We start from the raw sequence: 17429 nt of genomic DNA on the forward strand, positions 1-17429 counted from the left end.
AATATAAACTCATGTACATACAAACACCTGCCTCTTGTTATAAGAAATTCTACATCTTGTTTTTTTTAAGTTGTTTAGCTTTAGCTTCATGTACCATACAACAGGAATCTGTGTTAAAGTATGTAGATCCAAACATCGGCACAGCCCATAGCAGGTGGTTCTTTTATACACCGGCGGCACTTCCATATGGTATGGCTAAGTTGGCTCCATCTACTAATGGCCATTATGGTAATCCTTCTGGCTGGGAAGCAGTGGGTTATGATACCCGGCACAATTCTATTGAAGGTTTTGTTCATTTTCATGAATGGCAAATTGGTGGCGTATCTTTTATGCCAACAGCCGGACCTTTAAAGGTTAAACCAGGTACGCTTGAGGCTCCGGAAACTGGATACAGATCTAAGTTCGATAGGAAAAATGAGGTGGCAGAACCGGGTTACTATAAGGTTTTGCTGGATGATTACGGGATTAAGGCAGAGCTTACCGCAACGGAAAGAGTAGGTTTCCACAGGTATACTTTTCCTAAAAATGATCAGTCGCGCATTATTCTCGATATTGGCAACAAACAGGGCGAAAGCTCTGACGTGACAAATGCATCAGTTAGAATGACTGACGGTACTCATTTTGAAGGTTATGTTACTACCTATCCCAAATACATCCAACAGTATGATTCCAAAGGGAAGATCTCTATGTACTTTTTTGGAGAATTGAGCAAAAAGCCGCAGCACATTGGTGCATTTGATGCTGCCGAAGCTCATCCTGGCGCAAGTAGCGCAAAAGGTAAAGGCGCGGGCTTATACCTGGAATATAGCACCGCTGCGCAGGAAATAATAGAAATTAAAGTAGGCATGTCATACACTTCGGTGGCCAATGCAAAGATCAACCTCCAAACTGAAGCCTCCGGATTAACGTTTCAGCAGGCTAAGGATAAAGCGCAGCAAATCTGGCAAAGGGAACTGAGTAAGATCTACGTGCAGGATACCAGCAAGCAAAATAAAACTAAGTTCTACACCGGTTTATATCATGCGCTACTTGGTCGCGGTATTGCCAGTGATGTTAATGGCTATTTCCCTAAATATGGTGCGGATTCTATTGGCAGGTTACCTTTAAAAGCTGATGGAAAACCCAACTATAATTTTAACAATACAGACGCCATTTGGGGCGCTTTCTGGAACCTTACGCAGCTTTGGGCACTCTCTTATCCTGATAGATATAAGGATTTTGTGCAAACACATTTGGAAGTTTACAAAAACAGGGGCTGGTTTGGTGATGGCATCTCTAACGGCCAGTTCACCTCTGGTGTGGGCACCAACTTTGTGGGTTTATCTATTGCCGCTGCCTATAATTCGGGCATCAGGGATTATGATATTGATCTTGCTTATAAAGCGATAAAAGGGAATGAGCTAAATGGAAAAGACCGACCTGTAGGTTCTGGAAAACTAGATGTAGAGATTTTCAATAGGAACGGTTACGTACCATTCATCGAGAAAAGTACGACGGATGAAACGGGCTCTCAATTCTCTGCCTCTCATACTATGGAATACAGTTATAGCGCTTTTGCGGCAGCGCAGATGGCTAAATCTCTTGGAAAGACCGCCGATTATAACGATTTCATCAGCAAATCTAATGGCTGGAGGTTACTGCTTAATCCTTCCAGCAAATTAATACAACCAAAATATGCGAATGGAAAGTTCATTGACAAATTTGATCCGTTACAGCCATGGCGCGGTTTTCAGGAAGGAAATGCTGTACAATACACTTTTTACGTGCCACAAAATCCAGGCGGACTAATTGCTGCTATTGGAAAAGATGAGTTTAATGATAGGCTGGATAAAATCTTTACCATTGCACAGAAGGATGGTTTTGGTGGCGGTAAAGAGATTGATGCTTTTGCAGGTATCAAATCTAACTACAATCATGGCAACCAACCCAACCTACACGTAAGTTGGTTGTTTAATTTTTCCGGAAAACCGTGGTTAACGCAAAAATGGGTAAGGTCCATCTGTGATGAGTTTTATGGCATTGAAAGCATACATGGGTATGGTTACGGACAGGACGAAGATCAGGGTCAGTTGGGTTCCTGGTATGTAATGGCCTCCATGGGATTATTTGATGTAAAAGGACTAACAGACCTGCGCCCTATTATTGAATTGGGTAGTCCTGTTTTTCAAAACACCAGCATCAGCCTTGGAAATGGTAAACACCTACAGATCATTGCCAACAACAATAGCAAGGAAAATGTATACATTCAATCTGCAAAGTTTAATGGTGTTGTGCTCAGCAATTGCTGGTTATACCGGGATGAGTTAATGAAAGGCGGTAAGTTAGAGTTCGTTATGGGCAATCAGCCAAATACAGAATGGGGAGTACAAACGCCTCCCCCTTCTGCACAATAGCTATTTCTTCTCTTTCCAGAAGGTTTCAATTTCTTCCAGCGACTTCCCTTTGGTTTCTGGCAGGAGTTTGTAAACGGTAAGGAATGCGATGAAGCAGAAGAACCCGAATACCCAAAAGGTGACTGCAGTTCCTGCTTCTTTTAATAGTATAGGGGTAACCTGACCCATAATGGTATCAGCTACCCACATCACCATAATACTTACTCCCATTGCTTTACCCCTGATTCTTGTTGGAAAAATCTCAGATGCCACAACGAATTTTAGTGGACCAATAGAAAAGGCAAAACAGGCCAGGAAAAGCGTCATGCTTAAAATCAAGAATACACTGGTAGTTAAACCCAGGTAAAATAATACCCCCGTGGCAACTAAACTTACTGTCGCACCAATTGTTCCGGCAATGTAAAGCGGCCGCCTACCCCATTCGTCTACCTTCCAGATGGCAATAAAAGTAAAGACCAAATTGGCAATACCGAATATGACCTGTCCCAAAAAGGAGTTACTCAGCGCAATACCGGCATCGTTTAGTATAGACGGACCAAAATAGATGATGGCATTGATGCCACTTAATTGAGAAAACAATGGAAGTAATATACCCAGTAACAATGCTTTTCTTAACGTCGGACTGAACAGTTCTTTGTAAGTCCCCGTCTCATCGCTTTCTTCGATATTCATGGCATTTGCAGGCTGTTCTTTACCATTATTGATTTTTTCAAGGATACTTAGACCTTCTAATTTAAACCCTTTTCTAAGCAACCAACGCGGACTCTCAGGCACAAAAAATAATCCAATAAGGAACAGAACAGCTAGTATGGTGCCGATACTAAACATTCCTCTCCAAACTTCGGTTACAAATACCAGATCTGTTAAAGAGCTCGTGGCATGTGACATGTTTAGCTCTGAATGATTTAACAATAGCGAATTTGTAATATAAGCCAGCAAAATTCCTACAGTTATGGCCAGTTGATAGCAAGTAACCAGTCTGCCCCTCACATTTGCAGGAGCAATTTCTGAGAGGTATAAAGGCACTACAATAGAAGCGATTCCTACCCCTACTCCACCAATAAGTCTGGCTACGATAAGCAAGTTTAGGGAATGCACCAGTGCGCATCCAATGGCTGAAATTAAAAACAACAGGGCAGAAAGGAACAGTAATTTCTTACGTCCAAGCCTATCGCTCAAATCTCCGGAAAAGGCAACCCCAACAATACAGCCCACCAGTGCGGAGGAAACAAACCAGCCTTCTTGCAGGGCTGTTAAATCAAATTGTTTACGTACAAAAGGCAGTACACCAGAGATAACTGCCATGTCAAAGCCAAATAACAAGCCGCCAAGAGAGGCGACCACGGTTATCAGGGCCAGGTAAAATTTATAAGATGTGTTCATACTTTATTTGGTTATTATATTAGTTCTATTTAAATTTTTCAGGTTGGATTGATCTCGGCCTTAATAAATGACTGGATCACTTTAGCACGCTGACTACCTTTATTTATCAGCTTATAGCTTTTAGCCGCCGCTGGTATTACAAATGTTTCGGCATATGCAAATTGCTGTGCAGGATATCCCTCTATTTGTACCGTTACAGCAGTTCCTTCTACCAGCATCAATACCTGACAGGATTCTTCTGTTTTTAATTCTACCTGTGTATCAAATTCTATCCTACTAATATCATAAAAATGATCTTTATGGGTAGATAAATGAATCAACTGCCAGTCATCCCCTTCGCCAACCACTACGGGATGCGCCACATGCTCTTGCTCCACTACCGCGCCTTTTCTTTCAAACCTGAGGTTGTTAAAAGCATGGGCAATGTTGATTGGCCGCGGATTACCGTTAAGGTCCAGCGATAACCAATCGTACATTTTAAATGTAAAAATATAGGGTGTAGCGCTGATTTCAAGCACCATATTATTTACACCAGAGCTATGTACGGTACCATTAGGGATAAGGAACAAGTCGTGCTTATGCGATGGAAAAGCTTGAACAAATTGTTCTACATCAATCTCTTTATGCTGTTCCTTACTCTCTTCCAATGCTAGTCTGAATTTTACAGGATCAATATCTTCCTGAAAGCCCAGGTATACTTTAGCGTCTGGCTTACAATCTAAAATATAATAGGTTTCATCTTGTGTAATGGTTTCTCCAAAATTCTCCTTGATGTATTGTTTTGAGGGATGGCATTGTATGGAAAGATTACCGCCATCATAGGTATCTAGAAAATCAAACCTGATGGGGAAGTAAGGACCAAAATCATGAGCATGCTTACCCATAATAGCCTCATATTCATAGCGCATCAGAAAATCAAATGAAACTTCCAGCAGGTGTGTATCGCTTTCAAATATGATCCCGTTTTCTGGTGTGATCAGTTCAAACGACCAGGCATAGTTCACTTCGTCTGCATTCAAGCCTTTAATGTGTTCTTTCATCCATTGGCCACCCCATGATCCTTTTTCAAACCATGGCCTTACACGAAAAACAGAATGTGCCATATCTTTTAAGCCGACTATAAGGTCTATTTTATACATCCAGTTGAGAGCAGGGGATTGCTGTGCATCTGCCACAACCTCCACCCTTGGTAAAAGTTGATTTCTGTGCTGATCCAGCATAACCCAGTCTACAAAGTAAAACCGCTTGTACATTGCCGCTGGTTTTTCTGACTTGCCTTTTCCAATATTAAAAATTTTCCCTGCACGCATACGGTACTGGATTTCGTTTTTAGGGATATCAAAATAGGCTACCGGACAATTCCAGTTGAGCAATCCGGCACCTATACCAATAACGATATTGACGTTATACGCATCATCTGGCAATAATTCCTGCAGATCAGCACGGTATAAGTCGCCCAGATTTAAACTTGTTTTAGTACCCCACACATCCTCGGCTTGATTTAAAAAAGGCGCTACCAAGGCATCAATCTCTGCTTCGCTTTTGAGGTAATCTGCCGTGAAGTACCAATTGGCAATTATTCCGCTAGCCGCAAATTCCTGCTGGATTTGTTGATGAACCTCATCAAAAAAAACTCCGCAATAGCCATCTAGCAATACCGTTCCATTGGCTTTGATCCAGTTTACCAAAGATGCATATCCTTTAAAAACCTTTCCATCACCTAAAGCATGGTATGGAAAAGGATTATAAACACCATCATCGGTAGCATTTGATGAAATTTTATAAGGTAAAAGTGGCTGTGAACTCTCTCTCCAAGAAGTATTGATTATGGGCTCGATCATGAACTATTTAAATAATTGTTAGTCAAATATAATCAATATGTATCAACATATAAAATAGAAAAACAAACATATTGTACACACATAGTTTTCTCCTTAAAACACTCATTTTTGTTATATTGCATCCATTAAAACAGGCTAACGACTAATTACATCTATGAAAATTGCACTTAATCCTAAAAGCTCAGTACCACTGCACCTGCAGGCAGAGGAGTTGTTGCGTAAAATGATCAAAGACCCATTTTATCAGAACGGAAAATTGCTCCCTAATGAAGTAGATCTGGCCAGTCAGCTTAACATTTCCCGTACCACATTGCGACAGGCACTAAACAAATTGGTTTATGAAGGCCTGCTGATCAGGAAAAAAGGTGTGGGCACAAAAGTGGCTGATGCCATGATCAGTTCCAAGTCTGCTAACTGGCTCAGCTTCTCGCAGGAAATGAAGGCAAGAGGGATTCCGATCAAAAACTTTGAACTGCATGTAAGTTGGGTTTATCCCGAAGAGAAAATTGCCGGCTTCTTTAACATACCAGCCGATCAAAAAATATTAAAACTAGAGCGACTTAGGGGCCGCGTTGAAGGCCCCTTTGTGTATTTTGTATCTTACTTTCATCCGCGTACCAGCCTAACCGGCGAGGAAGATTTTAAACGCCCCTTATACGATATCCTGGAAATGGACTACAATGTAATCTCTGCGCTTTCTAAAGAAGAAATAAGTGCAAAATCTGCAGATAAGTTCATTGCATCCAAACTGGAAACTGAAGTAGGTAGCCCAATACTATTCCGTAAACGATATGTATACGACCAGGCTGATAGGCCTATAGAGTACAACCTTGGCTACTACAAGGCAGATAGCTTTATCTATTCAGTAGAAAGCAGAAGGAGCTAATCTATACCCCAGTTCATATTAGGCTTTGGTCCCATTTGTAACACCAGCTTCCCTCCTTTCAAAAGTTCTGAAGCAGGAAACTTAAACGAATTCAACACTTTACCATTTAATGTTGCACTTTGAATGTATTTATTGTCTCTGGATACGTTTGGCGATTCTATAACGAAAGACTTGCCCCGTCCGTATTGTCCGCCCAGATCAATGGAAACTTTTGGATAAAGCGGACTACTTATTTCGTAAACCGGATCAGCACTACAGCCCCCATCGGTTTGAAATAAACCCATTGCTGCCATCACAAACCAGGCACTCATTTGCCCCTGATCTTCATCACCCAGGTAGGCATTTGCCGGTCCGTAACCGTAATACCTATCTATTATTGCCCTACTCCAGCGCTGTGTTAGCCACGGTTTTTTAACCCAGTTGAACAGGAATGCAAAATGCATACTTTGCTGGTTTCCTTGTATAACAGGATAATCCCAATATTGATCACCAGGCGCATTATACCTCATTTTGTCGCTCTCTCCAAAGCCCCATGAAAGCCTATCAATAAACCTGTCTACCCCAATTGCTTTTGCCAGTCCCGGAACATCCTGAGGAACAAAATAGGTGAGCTGCCAGGCATTTCCTTCTACATAATGTTCATTAGCACCTGATTTAAAGGGATCAAAATTTGGAAACCAGGTACCATCGGATTTCTTTAGCACAGCAAATCCTGACTTTTCATCAATCACATTTCTCCAGTAGTTGGAACGCAGAGCGAATTCTTCTTCTTTGTCATTTTTACCCAATGATTTTGCGAATTGCGATACTGTCCAATCATCGTATGCATATTCCAGTGTATTGGAAAACCGGCCTTTATCGTAAGGCACGTATTTATATTTCAAATAGGCCTCCAGATCACGGTTACCTGCAAAGCCTAGTCCTACTTTTTGTGCTGGTGTAGTTTGCATCTTATTTACCGCTTCAAATGCTTTTTGAGCATCGAAATCACGAATACCCATTTGATAGGCACCCACAATTAATGGAATTTCATGTTCTGCCACCATTACGGGAACGTAGTTCATCCCTGCCGGTCCTTTAGCCAGCCAGCCATTGGCATCGTACATCGCCAACTGCGACTTCACCCATCTTGACGACCACTCTGGCGTAACTAGGTTCCAGAACTGGTTTAAGTTCCAAAAAGTATTCCAGAATGCATCACAACCCAGGGCCAGTGCATTTGGATCTGTTAATTTTTGAACCTTTTGTTTGGCATCTACCCAACTGCCATCCAGATCGCTCCAGGTATTTCTGCTGGCCAGTCCACGGTACATGTTGGTATAAAATCTTATTTTTTCTCTTCTATCGTTGGTAGTAATGTCCACTCTACCGATGAGCTTATTCCAGGTGCTGCGCTGTCCTTCTCTCACTTTTTCAAAACTCCAACCATAGGGCTTTGCTATCTCCTCCTCCAAGTTCTGTGCTGCGTTTTCCATATTAACAATAGAGATACCGGTACGAACCTGTACTACCTGATTGGTTCTGGTATCAAATTCTACATAAGCTCCAGCATCTTTAACCTCTCCTGTTTCCGTGAAATTATTACCGGTAATCTTATCGTTAACCCAGGTACCAAATTTCTTAATTGGCTGATCAAATTCAATCACGAAGTGGATGGTATAGTCCTGATTTACATCACCCGACCATGCATTTGCCGTAAACTGTCTGCTAAATCCTTCTATGCGATGGTCACTCACTTTTTTAAGCGTCGCATTTTTCAAAACGTAACTGTATTCCGCAGGGATTTGTAAGTCGATCATTACCCTGGAATCCGTTGCTTTGGGGTAAGTATACCGCTGGAAACTACACCTGATAGTAGCTGTCAATTCTGCCTTTACGTTGTAGTTCTTCAAATTTACTTTATAATAGCCTAAAGGAGCCTCTTCGGTAGCTTTATCGATCTCTGAACGGTAACCATCTCCTTTAATCCGCTCATCTCCCCCTTTAATCTTCAACGGACCATTAACAGGGAGCATTCCAAGTCCGGCCATTGTCCATTCATGTATATGGCTAAACACACCAATACTTTCAAAAGTGGGATCATAACCTGCCTGCCAGCCTGGGTTTTGGTTATCCGGACTAAGTTTTACCATACTGAATGGCATCCATGGTCCGGGTGCAATCATCCACCTGGAATGTGCAGTACCCATTTTGGTATCCACATAATCTGCAGGTGTAAAAAGTTGCTGGGCGCCACGGGTAACCTTTCCTTTTTCTAACAAATGTCCGTTACTAAAGATTTCGTAGGTGCTGGACCGGGGTGATTTAACTGCAGTCATAGGCACTTCAAACTGATACCTGGCGCTATCAAGTGTGCTTTTAAAGACCTTTACACCATCAACATGTACTGTTATAACAGGTTTACCTGCAAGATGTTCCACATCTACCAGCAATGGCTGAACCTTTTTACCTGAATCATTTAGCTCATATGTGGCAGCCTTCACCCCCCTGATAAATAAATTGGAGTTATTGGTTAAGGTTGCGGATGCTGGGCCGAGCAGTTTAACCTGATCAAACACCAGCCAGGAACCGTCAAGGATGGTCATCAGTACTTCGTTACCACCTCTTTTTAACAAACCTTTTGGAATTGGCAATTCCCATATCAATTCTTTAGCCCCTGAAAGATCGCCTTTTACAGCATCATCTGGCAAGTGCTTGTCCAACTGTTTTAAAAAGCTCTTTCCGTTAATAGTAACTTTAAATAAGGGTGGTGTAACGGATTGGTAGCCTACAAGATCTATAACCAATTTATAGGCTCCGGTAACTGGAGCCTCCTTAAATCCAAACAAGATATTAGCGTTTTGTGTACGCAGTCCTGAAGTTGGACCGGTACCGCCCCATGAATCATCCGGTCCTGGTAATACATAAGGGAAATCCTTTTCAGGTTTAGAAAACCCGATAAGAAAAAAGCGGTCTTCCCATCCAAAATCCTGATCAAGGAACTTGGCGTAACCCGAAGGAGCCAGTGCCATCCCATCACTTTTATTGTCTGCCTTGCCAATTTCCCAAATTACCTTTGTCTGGGCATAAGTGATGTTACTACCTATGCAAAAAAGTATGGCTATAAGTAAGGAGCACCTGTTGAATTTCTTGCTGATCATATCTTTAAGATGTTATTTCATTTTTAATTCTGCTTTTTCCAGCTGGGAGATTGCAGTCCAAAGTACACCTGCTTCGCCACGGAAACTAGATGAGCCCTGCGGGCGATTATCAGGGGTGTACCATTCATAAAAACCTTTGTTCTTCATAACCCGTTCCAGCATGGGCGTTAAAGCTTCTTTGGCTTCTTTCATATACCCAAACCGAATCAATTCAGAGATCATCCTGCCACCAAACCAGGTCCAATCGCCCCCATTTTGATAATTATATGGATTCATACCGCTATTTTTAAATGTACCCTTAGGATAAACCGGATAAATAGTTAGCCCAATAGTGGCGGCCTTGGCAGCCTTTACATTTTGTTGCATTTTTACGTAGGCTTGTTTTACTTCCTGCTTGCTCATCAATCCCGCTTCGATGGCAATGGTTGTACCACCATGATAATAAATCTCTTCTTCATTTAAAGTGGATGGAAATGGAGACCCATTTAAATAAATGTGTGGCTTAAACTTTTGCAATTTTTTATCCCACAAATGTTTACGAACATTTAATTTAATCATTTTCATAATTGAATTCCAATATTTACGATCGGCATTACTCAAATCGGCAAACCCCAAATAATTATCAATAGCGATTACAAACATGGCATTATCATAGATATCAATTGCTTTATGTGTCTCCTTATTAATTTCTACACCCCAGTCATGCTCTGGTTGAATATCACCCCAGTCTGAAGTGGTAGCTCCCCAGATCAAGCCATATTTTGCTTCAAAGCGATATTTTAACAGAAATTGCATGGCCATACCCAACTGCTTTTGCATTGTACTACCAGCAACAGTGTCTGTCAATATTGATTTATCACCGGTGCTTTTTATGTATTTAGAAACAGCCTGTATTAAAGACGACTCCTGGTCTGTCTCTACGGTATTTTTATGCCCGGCGTAGCCGGGTGCCAAACTAGAATGGTAATAGTTGTATGGAACACCAGATCCCTTTGGATTGGGTACATATCCATCCAGGATACTGCCATCTGGCTGTTGAAACTTTAGAAAAGTGATTAAGTTTTTCTTAATTAGTTCGTGATCGCTTACTTTACAAGATACATTCATAAAGGTGTTAAAGTCGCGGATCCATACCTCTCCGTAACCATCTCCTGCCGTAAAACCCTTTTTAACCAGATTCTCTGCCATAGATTTCACTGTCTTTAACATCGTGTCCAAAGAATCGGCTGGAACTATTGCCGGTGCGGCAGACAAACTAGGGGCGACAGACAAACTAAATGAGGTACAAAAGTTGACGAGTAAAATAGAAAACAGGATTTGGAATTTCATGTATAACAAATTGAATGTACATACATAGTTACGAATAATATTTATCGATTCCCAATCTCAATAACAGTCATATCATGCATTTTACCATCGGTGATGGAAAACTTAATAAGTGTTTTGACCTTATGCCAGCCAGAATTACCTGCAGCGCCTGGGTTTATGTGCAAACAATCTATTTTTTTATCAAACATTACTTTCAGGATATGAGAGTGACCCGTGATAAAAAGCTTTGGCGGGTTGGCATAGATTTCATTTTTTATGTTCAAAGCGTACCTGCCAGGATAGCCACCGATATGCGTGATCCAAACATCAAGCCCTTCTACCATAAACCTGAGGTGCTCTGGGTATTCCGCTCTTATTTGCTGGTCGTCAATATTTCCATATACTCCACGAAGCGGTTTAAATGCCGCCAGTTTATCGGCTACGCCGGAGCCAAAATCACCGGCATGCCAGATCTCATCGCAATCTGCAAAGTGCTTAAATACCGCATCGTCTAAAAACCCATGTGTATCTGATATTAAGCCTATTTTTACCATGTCAGTTATATCGCAGTGTTAAAACTAAATTAATCATTGTTTAAAAAGCGAGGAAGAAATCTTTAAGCAAAAGTTTATAAGCAGCTGTATGCTTACCAATATCTTCATAAATATAAAAGTCTTCCTGCAATAGTTTTACCTGAACCCTACCCATACAAATTATTTTTCTGATAACTGGCTTATTGATGTCAGACCTGATGCTAATTTCATGTTGAAGGAATAAATTATAGCTGGTCGACCGCTCAATGATAAAGTCGGCCTGCTTTACCGGTACGATCAGCCACAACAATCCATCATCAGATAAAAGTTCTTCACTTTTGGCTATTATGGATTCAAAGAACTTCCAATCCGCATGGCGCGCAATACTCTTCCTGCCCTCCGGATTTTTAAGGTCGTTTACAAAGAATGGGGGATTGGAAACGATCAGATTATAATGGTTAGTGGTAATATAGGCTTCCAGCGAAGTGCCATGAGCGCACAACCTATCAGAAAAAGATGAGCTATCGAAGTTCTTTGCAGCTGCAAGCGCCGCCGATTCATCAATTTCTATCGCATCAATTACAGCATCGGTATAGCTCTGTGCCAACATTAACGCAATAACACCGGTACCTGTTCCAATATCCAAAATACTTTTTGGTTGTTGATGCGCAGCAATAGCACCCAGCAATACCCCATCAGTATTGATCTTCATGGCACAACCACTTTGGTCCACATTAAACTGTTTAAATTTAAAAACACTGCCCATACGGTATCGGATTAGGGCAAAGGTAAAAAAGCACAGAGATAATGCGAGGTATCCTCGGCGTTTTAAAATTTTAAAGCTAAATTTGCATCTTCAAAAAATAAGCATGATTTATTTCTTTTCAAGCCAATCCAAAACGGTTTTCGCTTTACAAATAGAACGGGAACTAAGCTCAATAGATACTTCAAAACTAGAATGGCTCTTTGGCGGCGCAAAACTTCAACAGGAAACTATCCTTAAAGGCTTTTTTGTAGGCCCACGTGCAGCAATGATCACTCCATGGAGTACCAACGCTGTAGAGATCACCCAAAACATGGATATCCAAGACGTAATCCGCATCGAAGAATTCAATAAAGTTGAAGAGAATGATTCAAACTATGACCCCATGCTTTCGCAAAAATATGCAGAACTGAATCAGGAAATATATACCATCAATATCCAACCTGAATCTATCCTTCAGATCACTGACATTACTGCTTACAACAAACAGGAAGGTTTATCCTTAAGTGAGGAAGAAGTTCAGTACCTGGATTCGCTTGCCGACAGGATAGGCAGACCACTTACCGATTCTGAAGTCTTTGGCTTCTCGCAGGTAAACTCTGAGCATTGTCGCCACAAGATCTTCAACGGTAAGTTTGTAATTGATGGTGTGGAGCAACCAAGCTCTCTTTTTAAATTAATCCGTAAGACTTCAGAAACTCATCCTAATGATATCGTTTCTGCTTATAAAGATAACGTGGCCTTTATTAAAGGTCCAACAGTACAGCAGTTTGCACCAAAGCGTGCTGATGTGCCCGACTATTACACCCTGAGCGATTTCGAATCTGTAATTTCGATAAAGGCTGAAACTCATAATTTCCCGACTACCGTAGAGCCATTTAATGGTGCGGCAACTGGTTCAGGCGGCGAGATCCGTGATAGATTGGCTGGCGGACAAGGCTCTTTACCCCTTGCTGGTACTGCGGTTTACATGACTGCTTTATCTCGTTTGGAAGATAACCGACCATGGGAAAAAGGTGTTGAAGAAAGACAATGGTTATATCAGACTCCAATGGACATCCTGATCAAAGCCTCAAACGGAGCGACAGATTTCGGCAATAAATTTGGCCAGCCCTTAATTACAGGCTCTGTACTCACCTTTGAACACGAAGAAGATTCCAGGCGACTGGGCTTTGATAAAGTGATCATGCTTGCAGGTGGTGTAGGCTATGGAAAAGCCAGTCAGGCACAAAAGAAAAAACCTGCAGCGGGCGACAAAATTGTTATCCTTGGGGGCGAAAACTATAGAATAGGTATGGGTGGTGCGGCAGTTTCTTCTTCAGATACTGGTCAGATGAGCAGCGGCATTGAACTGAACGCGGTTCAACGTTCAAACCCTGAAATGCAAAAAAGAGTTGCTAATGCCGTTCGCGGTATGGTGGAGAGTGAAAACAATAGCATCATTTCTATACATGACCATGGTGCTGGCGGACACCTAAACTGCCTTTCTGAACTAGTAGAAGAAACTGGTGGTAAGATCGATTTAGATAAATTACCTGTTGGTGACCCTACCCTTTCCGCTAAAGAAATTATCGGAAACGAATCTCAAGAACGTATGGGTCTGGTGATTGGCGAAAAAGATATTGAAACATTACAAAAGATTGCAGACCGGGAGCGCTCACCAATGTATACGGTAGGTACCGTAAGCGGCGACCATCGTTTTACGTTTGAATCTGCATCAACAGGTGTTAAACCGATGGATCTGGAACTGAAAGATATGTTTGGCAGTTCTCCAAAGGTAGTAATGGATGATAAAGCGATTAACAGAAAATACAAACCGGTAACCTATGATCCAGCTAAACTAAACGAATATTTAGAACAGGTTTTGCAATTAGAGGCAGTGGCCTGTAAAGATTGGCTAACCAATAAGGTTGACCGTTGTGTGGGTGGCCGTGTAGCTAAACAACAATGTGTAGGCCCTTTGCAATTGCCTTTAAACAATTGCGGTGTTATGGCATTGGATTTTCAAGGTAAAGAAGGCATCGCAACTTCCATCGGCCATGCGCCTATTTCTGCATTGATTGATCCCGCAGCTGGAAGCAGGATTGCAATAGCAGAATCTTTATCCAACCTGGTATGGGCACCGCTTAAAGCTGGTTTAAAAAGTGTTTCACTTTCTGCCAATTGGATGTGGGCTTGTAAAAATGAAGGTGAAGATGCCAGATTGTACGATGCAGTAAAGGCATGTTCAGATTTTGCTATCGAACTGGGCATAAATATTCCTACCGGGAAGGATTCTCTTTCCATGAAACAGAAATATAAGGATGGTGAAGTCATTGCTCCAGGTACAGTAATTATCTCTGCTGCAGGCAACTGTAACGACATTACCAAAGTTGTTGAGCCTGTACTACAGAAAGATGGCGGTGCCATTTATTACATCAACCTTTCTAACGACAATTATAAGCTTGGTGGATCATCCTTTGCACAGATATTAAACAGAGTAGGTAACGAAACTCCAGATGTTAAAGATGCCGAACAGTTAAAAATAGCATTTAATGTACTGCAACAATTAATTAAAGCAGATAAAATACAGGCTGGTCATGATATTGGTAGCGGAGGTCTGATCACTACCCTATTGGAAATGTGTTTTGCCGACCGTGATCTGGGAGCAAATCTTAATCTTGATGTTCTAAAAGAAGCTGACCTGATTAAATTACTCTTCTCAGAAAATATTGGTGTGGTTTTCCAGGCAAATGATACTGTAGAGCAAACCTTCAAAGCAAACAATATTTCGGTTTACAAATTAGGTACAGTTACCTCAAATGCATTACTGAATGTTGTACACACAGATACTTCATATGTTTTTGATATAGAACACTTAAGAGATGTTTGGTTCAAGACTTCATACCTGTTAGATATTAAACAAAGCGGACCAGCTAAAGCTAAAGAACGTTACCAAAACTATAAAAACACACCATTAAAATACAGCTTCCCAACACAATTTGATGGAAAGAAACCAGTAATTGACCTAACTAAACCGCGACCGAAAGCTGCCATCATACGTGAGAAGGGCAGTAATTCTGAAAGGGAACTAGCTAATGCCATGTACCTTGCCGGTTTTGATGTAAAAGATGTTCACATGACCGATCTAATCTCTGGTCGCGAGACTTTGGAAGACATTAAATTTATCGGTGCGGTTGGCGGCTTCTCCAACTCTGATGTTTTAGGCTCTGCAAAAGGTTGGGCCGGTGCATTTTTGTACAATGAAAAAGCGAGAGTTGCCTTAGAAAACTTCTTTGCCCGCCCTGATACGCTTTCAGTTGGTGTTTGTAATGGTTGTCAGCTGTTTGTAGAGCTTGGTTTAATTAATAAAGACCATCAAGAGAAACCTAAAATGCTGCACAACGAAAGCCATAAGCACGAAAGTATATTTACATCCCTAACGATAAAAGAGAACAACTCCATCATGCTTTCCACATTGGCAGGCAGCACCCTGGGTGTTTGGGTTTCACATGGTGAAGGCCGATTCCAATTGCCATACACAGAAGATAAATACAGCATTGTAGCCAAATACACGTACGAAAGCTATCCTGCCAGCCCGAATGGTTCAGACTATAACACAGCAATGCTTTGTGATGAAAGTGGCAGACATTTGGTGATGATGCCGCATATTGAGCGTTCTTTATTCCAATGGCATTGGGCCAATTATCCGGCCGGCCGCAAGGATGAAGTATCTCCATGGATGGAGGCATTTGTTAATGCCAGAGAATGGGTAGAGAAACACTAGTATGAAATGTATATCCCTTACTTTACTGATCTTTTTAAGCACGCTCATCAACCCAACAATTGAGAGCGACAAAGCAAGGTGGAAACCATACTATATAGAAACCAATCCGACTACTACCGTAACGGATTGGTTTCTACCTTTTGATGCCATAAACCGAAAGGATATCAAACAAATTAAGATCATCAGTATTTTCGGTGATCATCGCGATAGTTATTTAAAAGGCCATATCCATACAGCAATTGACATCAACCCCGTAAATCCAAAAAGCAAGCTAATACCTGTCTACGCTATGGCGAATGGTATTGTTTGTTCCGTGCATTTAGGGGAAAACCAAAAAACAGTTGTGGTTAAACATAAACTCAAGGACGGCAGCATAATGTTTAGCTCCTACAAACACCTAAAAGAGGTATATGTGGCACAAGGGATGCAAGTTACCCCTTCTACAAAACTGGCCAGGTTATTTACCGTACAGGAATCCAAAAAGTACAATGGCGACTACCACCACCTTCATCTGGAAATAAGAAAGGCTTTTGACGATTACGGGTGTGCTAGTTGGCTTACTTTGACTAAAGAGCAGTTGAATGCCCGGTTCTATAATCCTTTATCCTTTTTGAAAGAGAAGTTATGAAAAAATTATCCTTATCATTCCTATTAGCATTAGTAATGTTTTGTTCATTTGGACAAGACCTTAAGCCCAAAGAGCAAAAGACAGTTACTGATTTTATAGAAAAAGTAAAACAAGGTCAAAAGGAAACGTTGGCAACTCAGGTATCCTTTCCATTAAAAAGGCAATACCCTCTGCCATCGATAAATGACAAACAAAGTTTTTTAAGCAGGTACAATGAAGTATTTGATGAACAGCTGATAAAATTGATTGTCAATTCCAATCCATCTGCTGACTGGTCGGCCGTTGGATGGCGAGGCATTATGCTAAAAAATGGTATTGTCTGGCTGGATTATAACGGTCAGCTTTCCGCGGTAAATTATCAATCTGTCAATGAAAAACAGAAGCGGTCACAACTAATTAAACAAGACAAAGCCAGCCTCCATTATTCCCTTAGCAATTTCAAAGAACCTATCCTTATTTGCGAAACATCGAAATTCAAGATCAGGGTAGATGATATGGGTGGCCAACAATACAGGTACGCTTCATGGAAGTTAAATAGCAAAAAGGGCGACAAGCCTGAATTGATCATCTTAAAAGGCAAATTAACGTTTGAAGGAAGTGGCGGAAACCACAAATATGAATTTAAGAATAGTGGGTACGTTTACACTTTGAGCGTTTGGGTTATAGGAGAAGAAGGCCGTCCTGCAGGATTATTGACAGTTTATAAGGGAAAGAAGCTAATTTTAAAAAGCAACATCGAATCCATAGCAGAATGAGAGCTGCTTAATCTCAACACTTAGAAATACCGC

11 protein-coding genes are annotated in these 17429 nt (G+C 41.2%); 5 read left to right on the top strand and 6 right to left on the bottom strand.

Going from position 1 to position 17429, the window contains the following annotated elements; genetic code table 11:
- Positions 1–11 precede the first annotated feature (11 nt).
- The gene (locus ACVWYN_RS05245; protein WP_457287779.1) at positions 12–2393 is read left to right on the top strand and encodes a GH92 family glycosyl hydrolase; all 2382 of its coding nucleotides are present in this window, start codon (positions 12–14) and stop codon (positions 2391–2393) included.
- Here the strand turns inward: ACVWYN_RS05245 and ACVWYN_RS05250 are convergent, their stop codons facing one another.
- Positions 2394–3776 carry a sugar porter family MFS transporter gene (locus tag ACVWYN_RS05250; RefSeq protein WP_457287780.1) on the bottom strand — a complete coding sequence of 461 codons (1383 nt, stop codon included), beginning with the start codon at positions 3774–3776 and terminating at the stop codon, positions 2394–2396.
- Between the two features lie 38 nt (positions 3777–3814).
- Positions 3815–5617 (bottom strand): class I mannose-6-phosphate isomerase, encoded by a 1803-nt coding sequence (locus ACVWYN_RS05255; RefSeq protein ID WP_457287781.1) that lies wholly within the window; start codon positions 5615–5617, stop codon positions 3815–3817.
- Between the two features lie 154 nt (positions 5618–5771).
- On the opposite strand from ACVWYN_RS05255, the gene ACVWYN_RS05260 reads away from it, so the two are divergent.
- Positions 5772–6503 (top strand): GntR family transcriptional regulator, encoded by a 732-nt coding sequence (locus tag ACVWYN_RS05260; protein ID WP_457287782.1) that lies wholly within the window; start codon positions 5772–5774, stop codon positions 6501–6503.
- Here the strand turns inward: ACVWYN_RS05260 and ACVWYN_RS05265 are convergent.
- The 4 genes from ACVWYN_RS05265 to ACVWYN_RS05280 are packed head-to-tail and all read right to left on the bottom strand — an operon-like array spanning position 6500 to position 12250.
- A complete protein-coding gene (locus ACVWYN_RS05265; protein WP_457287783.1) occupies positions 6500–9643 on the bottom strand; it encodes a GH92 family glycosyl hydrolase in 3144 nt (1047 codons plus the stop codon). The two genes, ACVWYN_RS05260 and ACVWYN_RS05265, sit on opposite strands and share 4 nt — an antisense overlap.
- 12 nt (positions 9644–9655) lie before the next feature.
- The gene (locus ACVWYN_RS05270) at positions 9656–10972 is read right to left on the bottom strand and encodes a hypothetical protein (RefSeq protein ID WP_457287784.1); all 1317 of its coding nucleotides are present in this window, start codon (positions 10970–10972) and stop codon (positions 9656–9658) included.
- Between the two features lie 41 nt (positions 10973–11013).
- A complete protein-coding gene (locus tag ACVWYN_RS05275) occupies positions 11014–11505 on the bottom strand; it encodes a metallophosphoesterase family protein (protein ID WP_457287785.1) in 492 nt (163 codons plus the stop codon).
- Between the two features lie 40 nt (positions 11506–11545).
- The gene (locus ACVWYN_RS05280) at positions 11546–12250 is read right to left on the bottom strand and encodes a tRNA1(Val) (adenine(37)-N6)-methyltransferase (RefSeq protein ID WP_457287786.1); all 705 of its coding nucleotides are present in this window, start codon (positions 12248–12250) and stop codon (positions 11546–11548) included.
- 103 nt (positions 12251–12353) lie between these two features.
- On the opposite strand from ACVWYN_RS05280, the gene purL reads away from it, so the two are divergent.
- Genes purL through ACVWYN_RS05295 form a run of 3 tightly spaced genes read left to right on the top strand, consistent with a single transcriptional unit; the run spans position 12354 to position 17396 of the window.
- Positions 12354–16013: a phosphoribosylformylglycinamidine synthase gene (purL, locus tag ACVWYN_RS05285; RefSeq protein WP_457287787.1), complete on the top strand. Its 3660-nt coding sequence runs from the start codon at positions 12354–12356 to the stop codon at positions 16011–16013.
- A 1-nt stretch (position 16014) separates the two neighbouring features.
- Positions 16015–16641, top strand: coding sequence for a M23 family metallopeptidase (locus tag ACVWYN_RS05290; RefSeq protein ID WP_457287788.1), 627 nt, complete (start codon positions 16015–16017; stop codon positions 16639–16641).
- Positions 16638–17396 (top strand): hypothetical protein, encoded by a 759-nt coding sequence (locus ACVWYN_RS05295; protein ID WP_457287789.1) that lies wholly within the window; start codon positions 16638–16640, stop codon positions 17394–17396. The genes ACVWYN_RS05290 and ACVWYN_RS05295 overlap by 4 nt, the downstream gene beginning before the upstream one ends.
- Positions 17397–17429: the final 33 nt, after the last annotated feature.

The sequence above is a fragment of the Pedobacter sp. UYP24 genome (assembly GCF_054057295.1).

What these genes read in the sequence shown, in the direction of transcription:
- ACVWYN_RS05245 (WP_457287779.1), top strand. Translation starts at nt 12, where the DNA reads ATGTACATACAAACACCTGCCTCTTGTTATAAGAAATTCTACATCTTG.
- ACVWYN_RS05250 (WP_457287780.1), bottom strand. Translation starts at nt 3,776, where the DNA reads ATGAACACATCTTATAAATTTTACCTGGCCCTGATAACCGTGGTCGCC.
- ACVWYN_RS05255 (WP_457287781.1), bottom strand. Translation starts at nt 5,617, where the DNA reads ATGATCGAGCCCATAATCAATACTTCTTGGAGAGAGAGTTCACAGCCA.
- ACVWYN_RS05260 (WP_457287782.1), top strand. Translation starts at nt 5,772, where the DNA reads ATGAAAATTGCACTTAATCCTAAAAGCTCAGTACCACTGCACCTGCAG.
- ACVWYN_RS05265 (WP_457287783.1), bottom strand. Translation starts at nt 9,643, where the DNA reads ATGATCAGCAAGAAATTCAACAGGTGCTCCTTACTTATAGCCATACTT.
- ACVWYN_RS05270 (WP_457287784.1), bottom strand. Translation starts at nt 10,972, where the DNA reads ATGAAATTCCAAATCCTGTTTTCTATTTTACTCGTCAACTTTTGTACC.
- ACVWYN_RS05275 (WP_457287785.1), bottom strand. Translation starts at nt 11,505, where the DNA reads ATGGTAAAAATAGGCTTAATATCAGATACACATGGGTTTTTAGACGAT.
- ACVWYN_RS05280 (WP_457287786.1), bottom strand. Translation starts at nt 12,250, where the DNA reads ATGGGCAGTGTTTTTAAATTTAAACAGTTTAATGTGGACCAAAGTGGT.
- purL (WP_457287787.1), top strand. Translation starts at nt 12,354, where the DNA reads ATGATTTATTTCTTTTCAAGCCAATCCAAAACGGTTTTCGCTTTACAA.
- ACVWYN_RS05290 (WP_457287788.1), top strand. Translation starts at nt 16,015, where the DNA reads ATGAAATGTATATCCCTTACTTTACTGATCTTTTTAAGCACGCTCATC.
- ACVWYN_RS05295 (WP_457287789.1), top strand. Translation starts at nt 16,638, where the DNA reads ATGAAAAAATTATCCTTATCATTCCTATTAGCATTAGTAATGTTTTGT.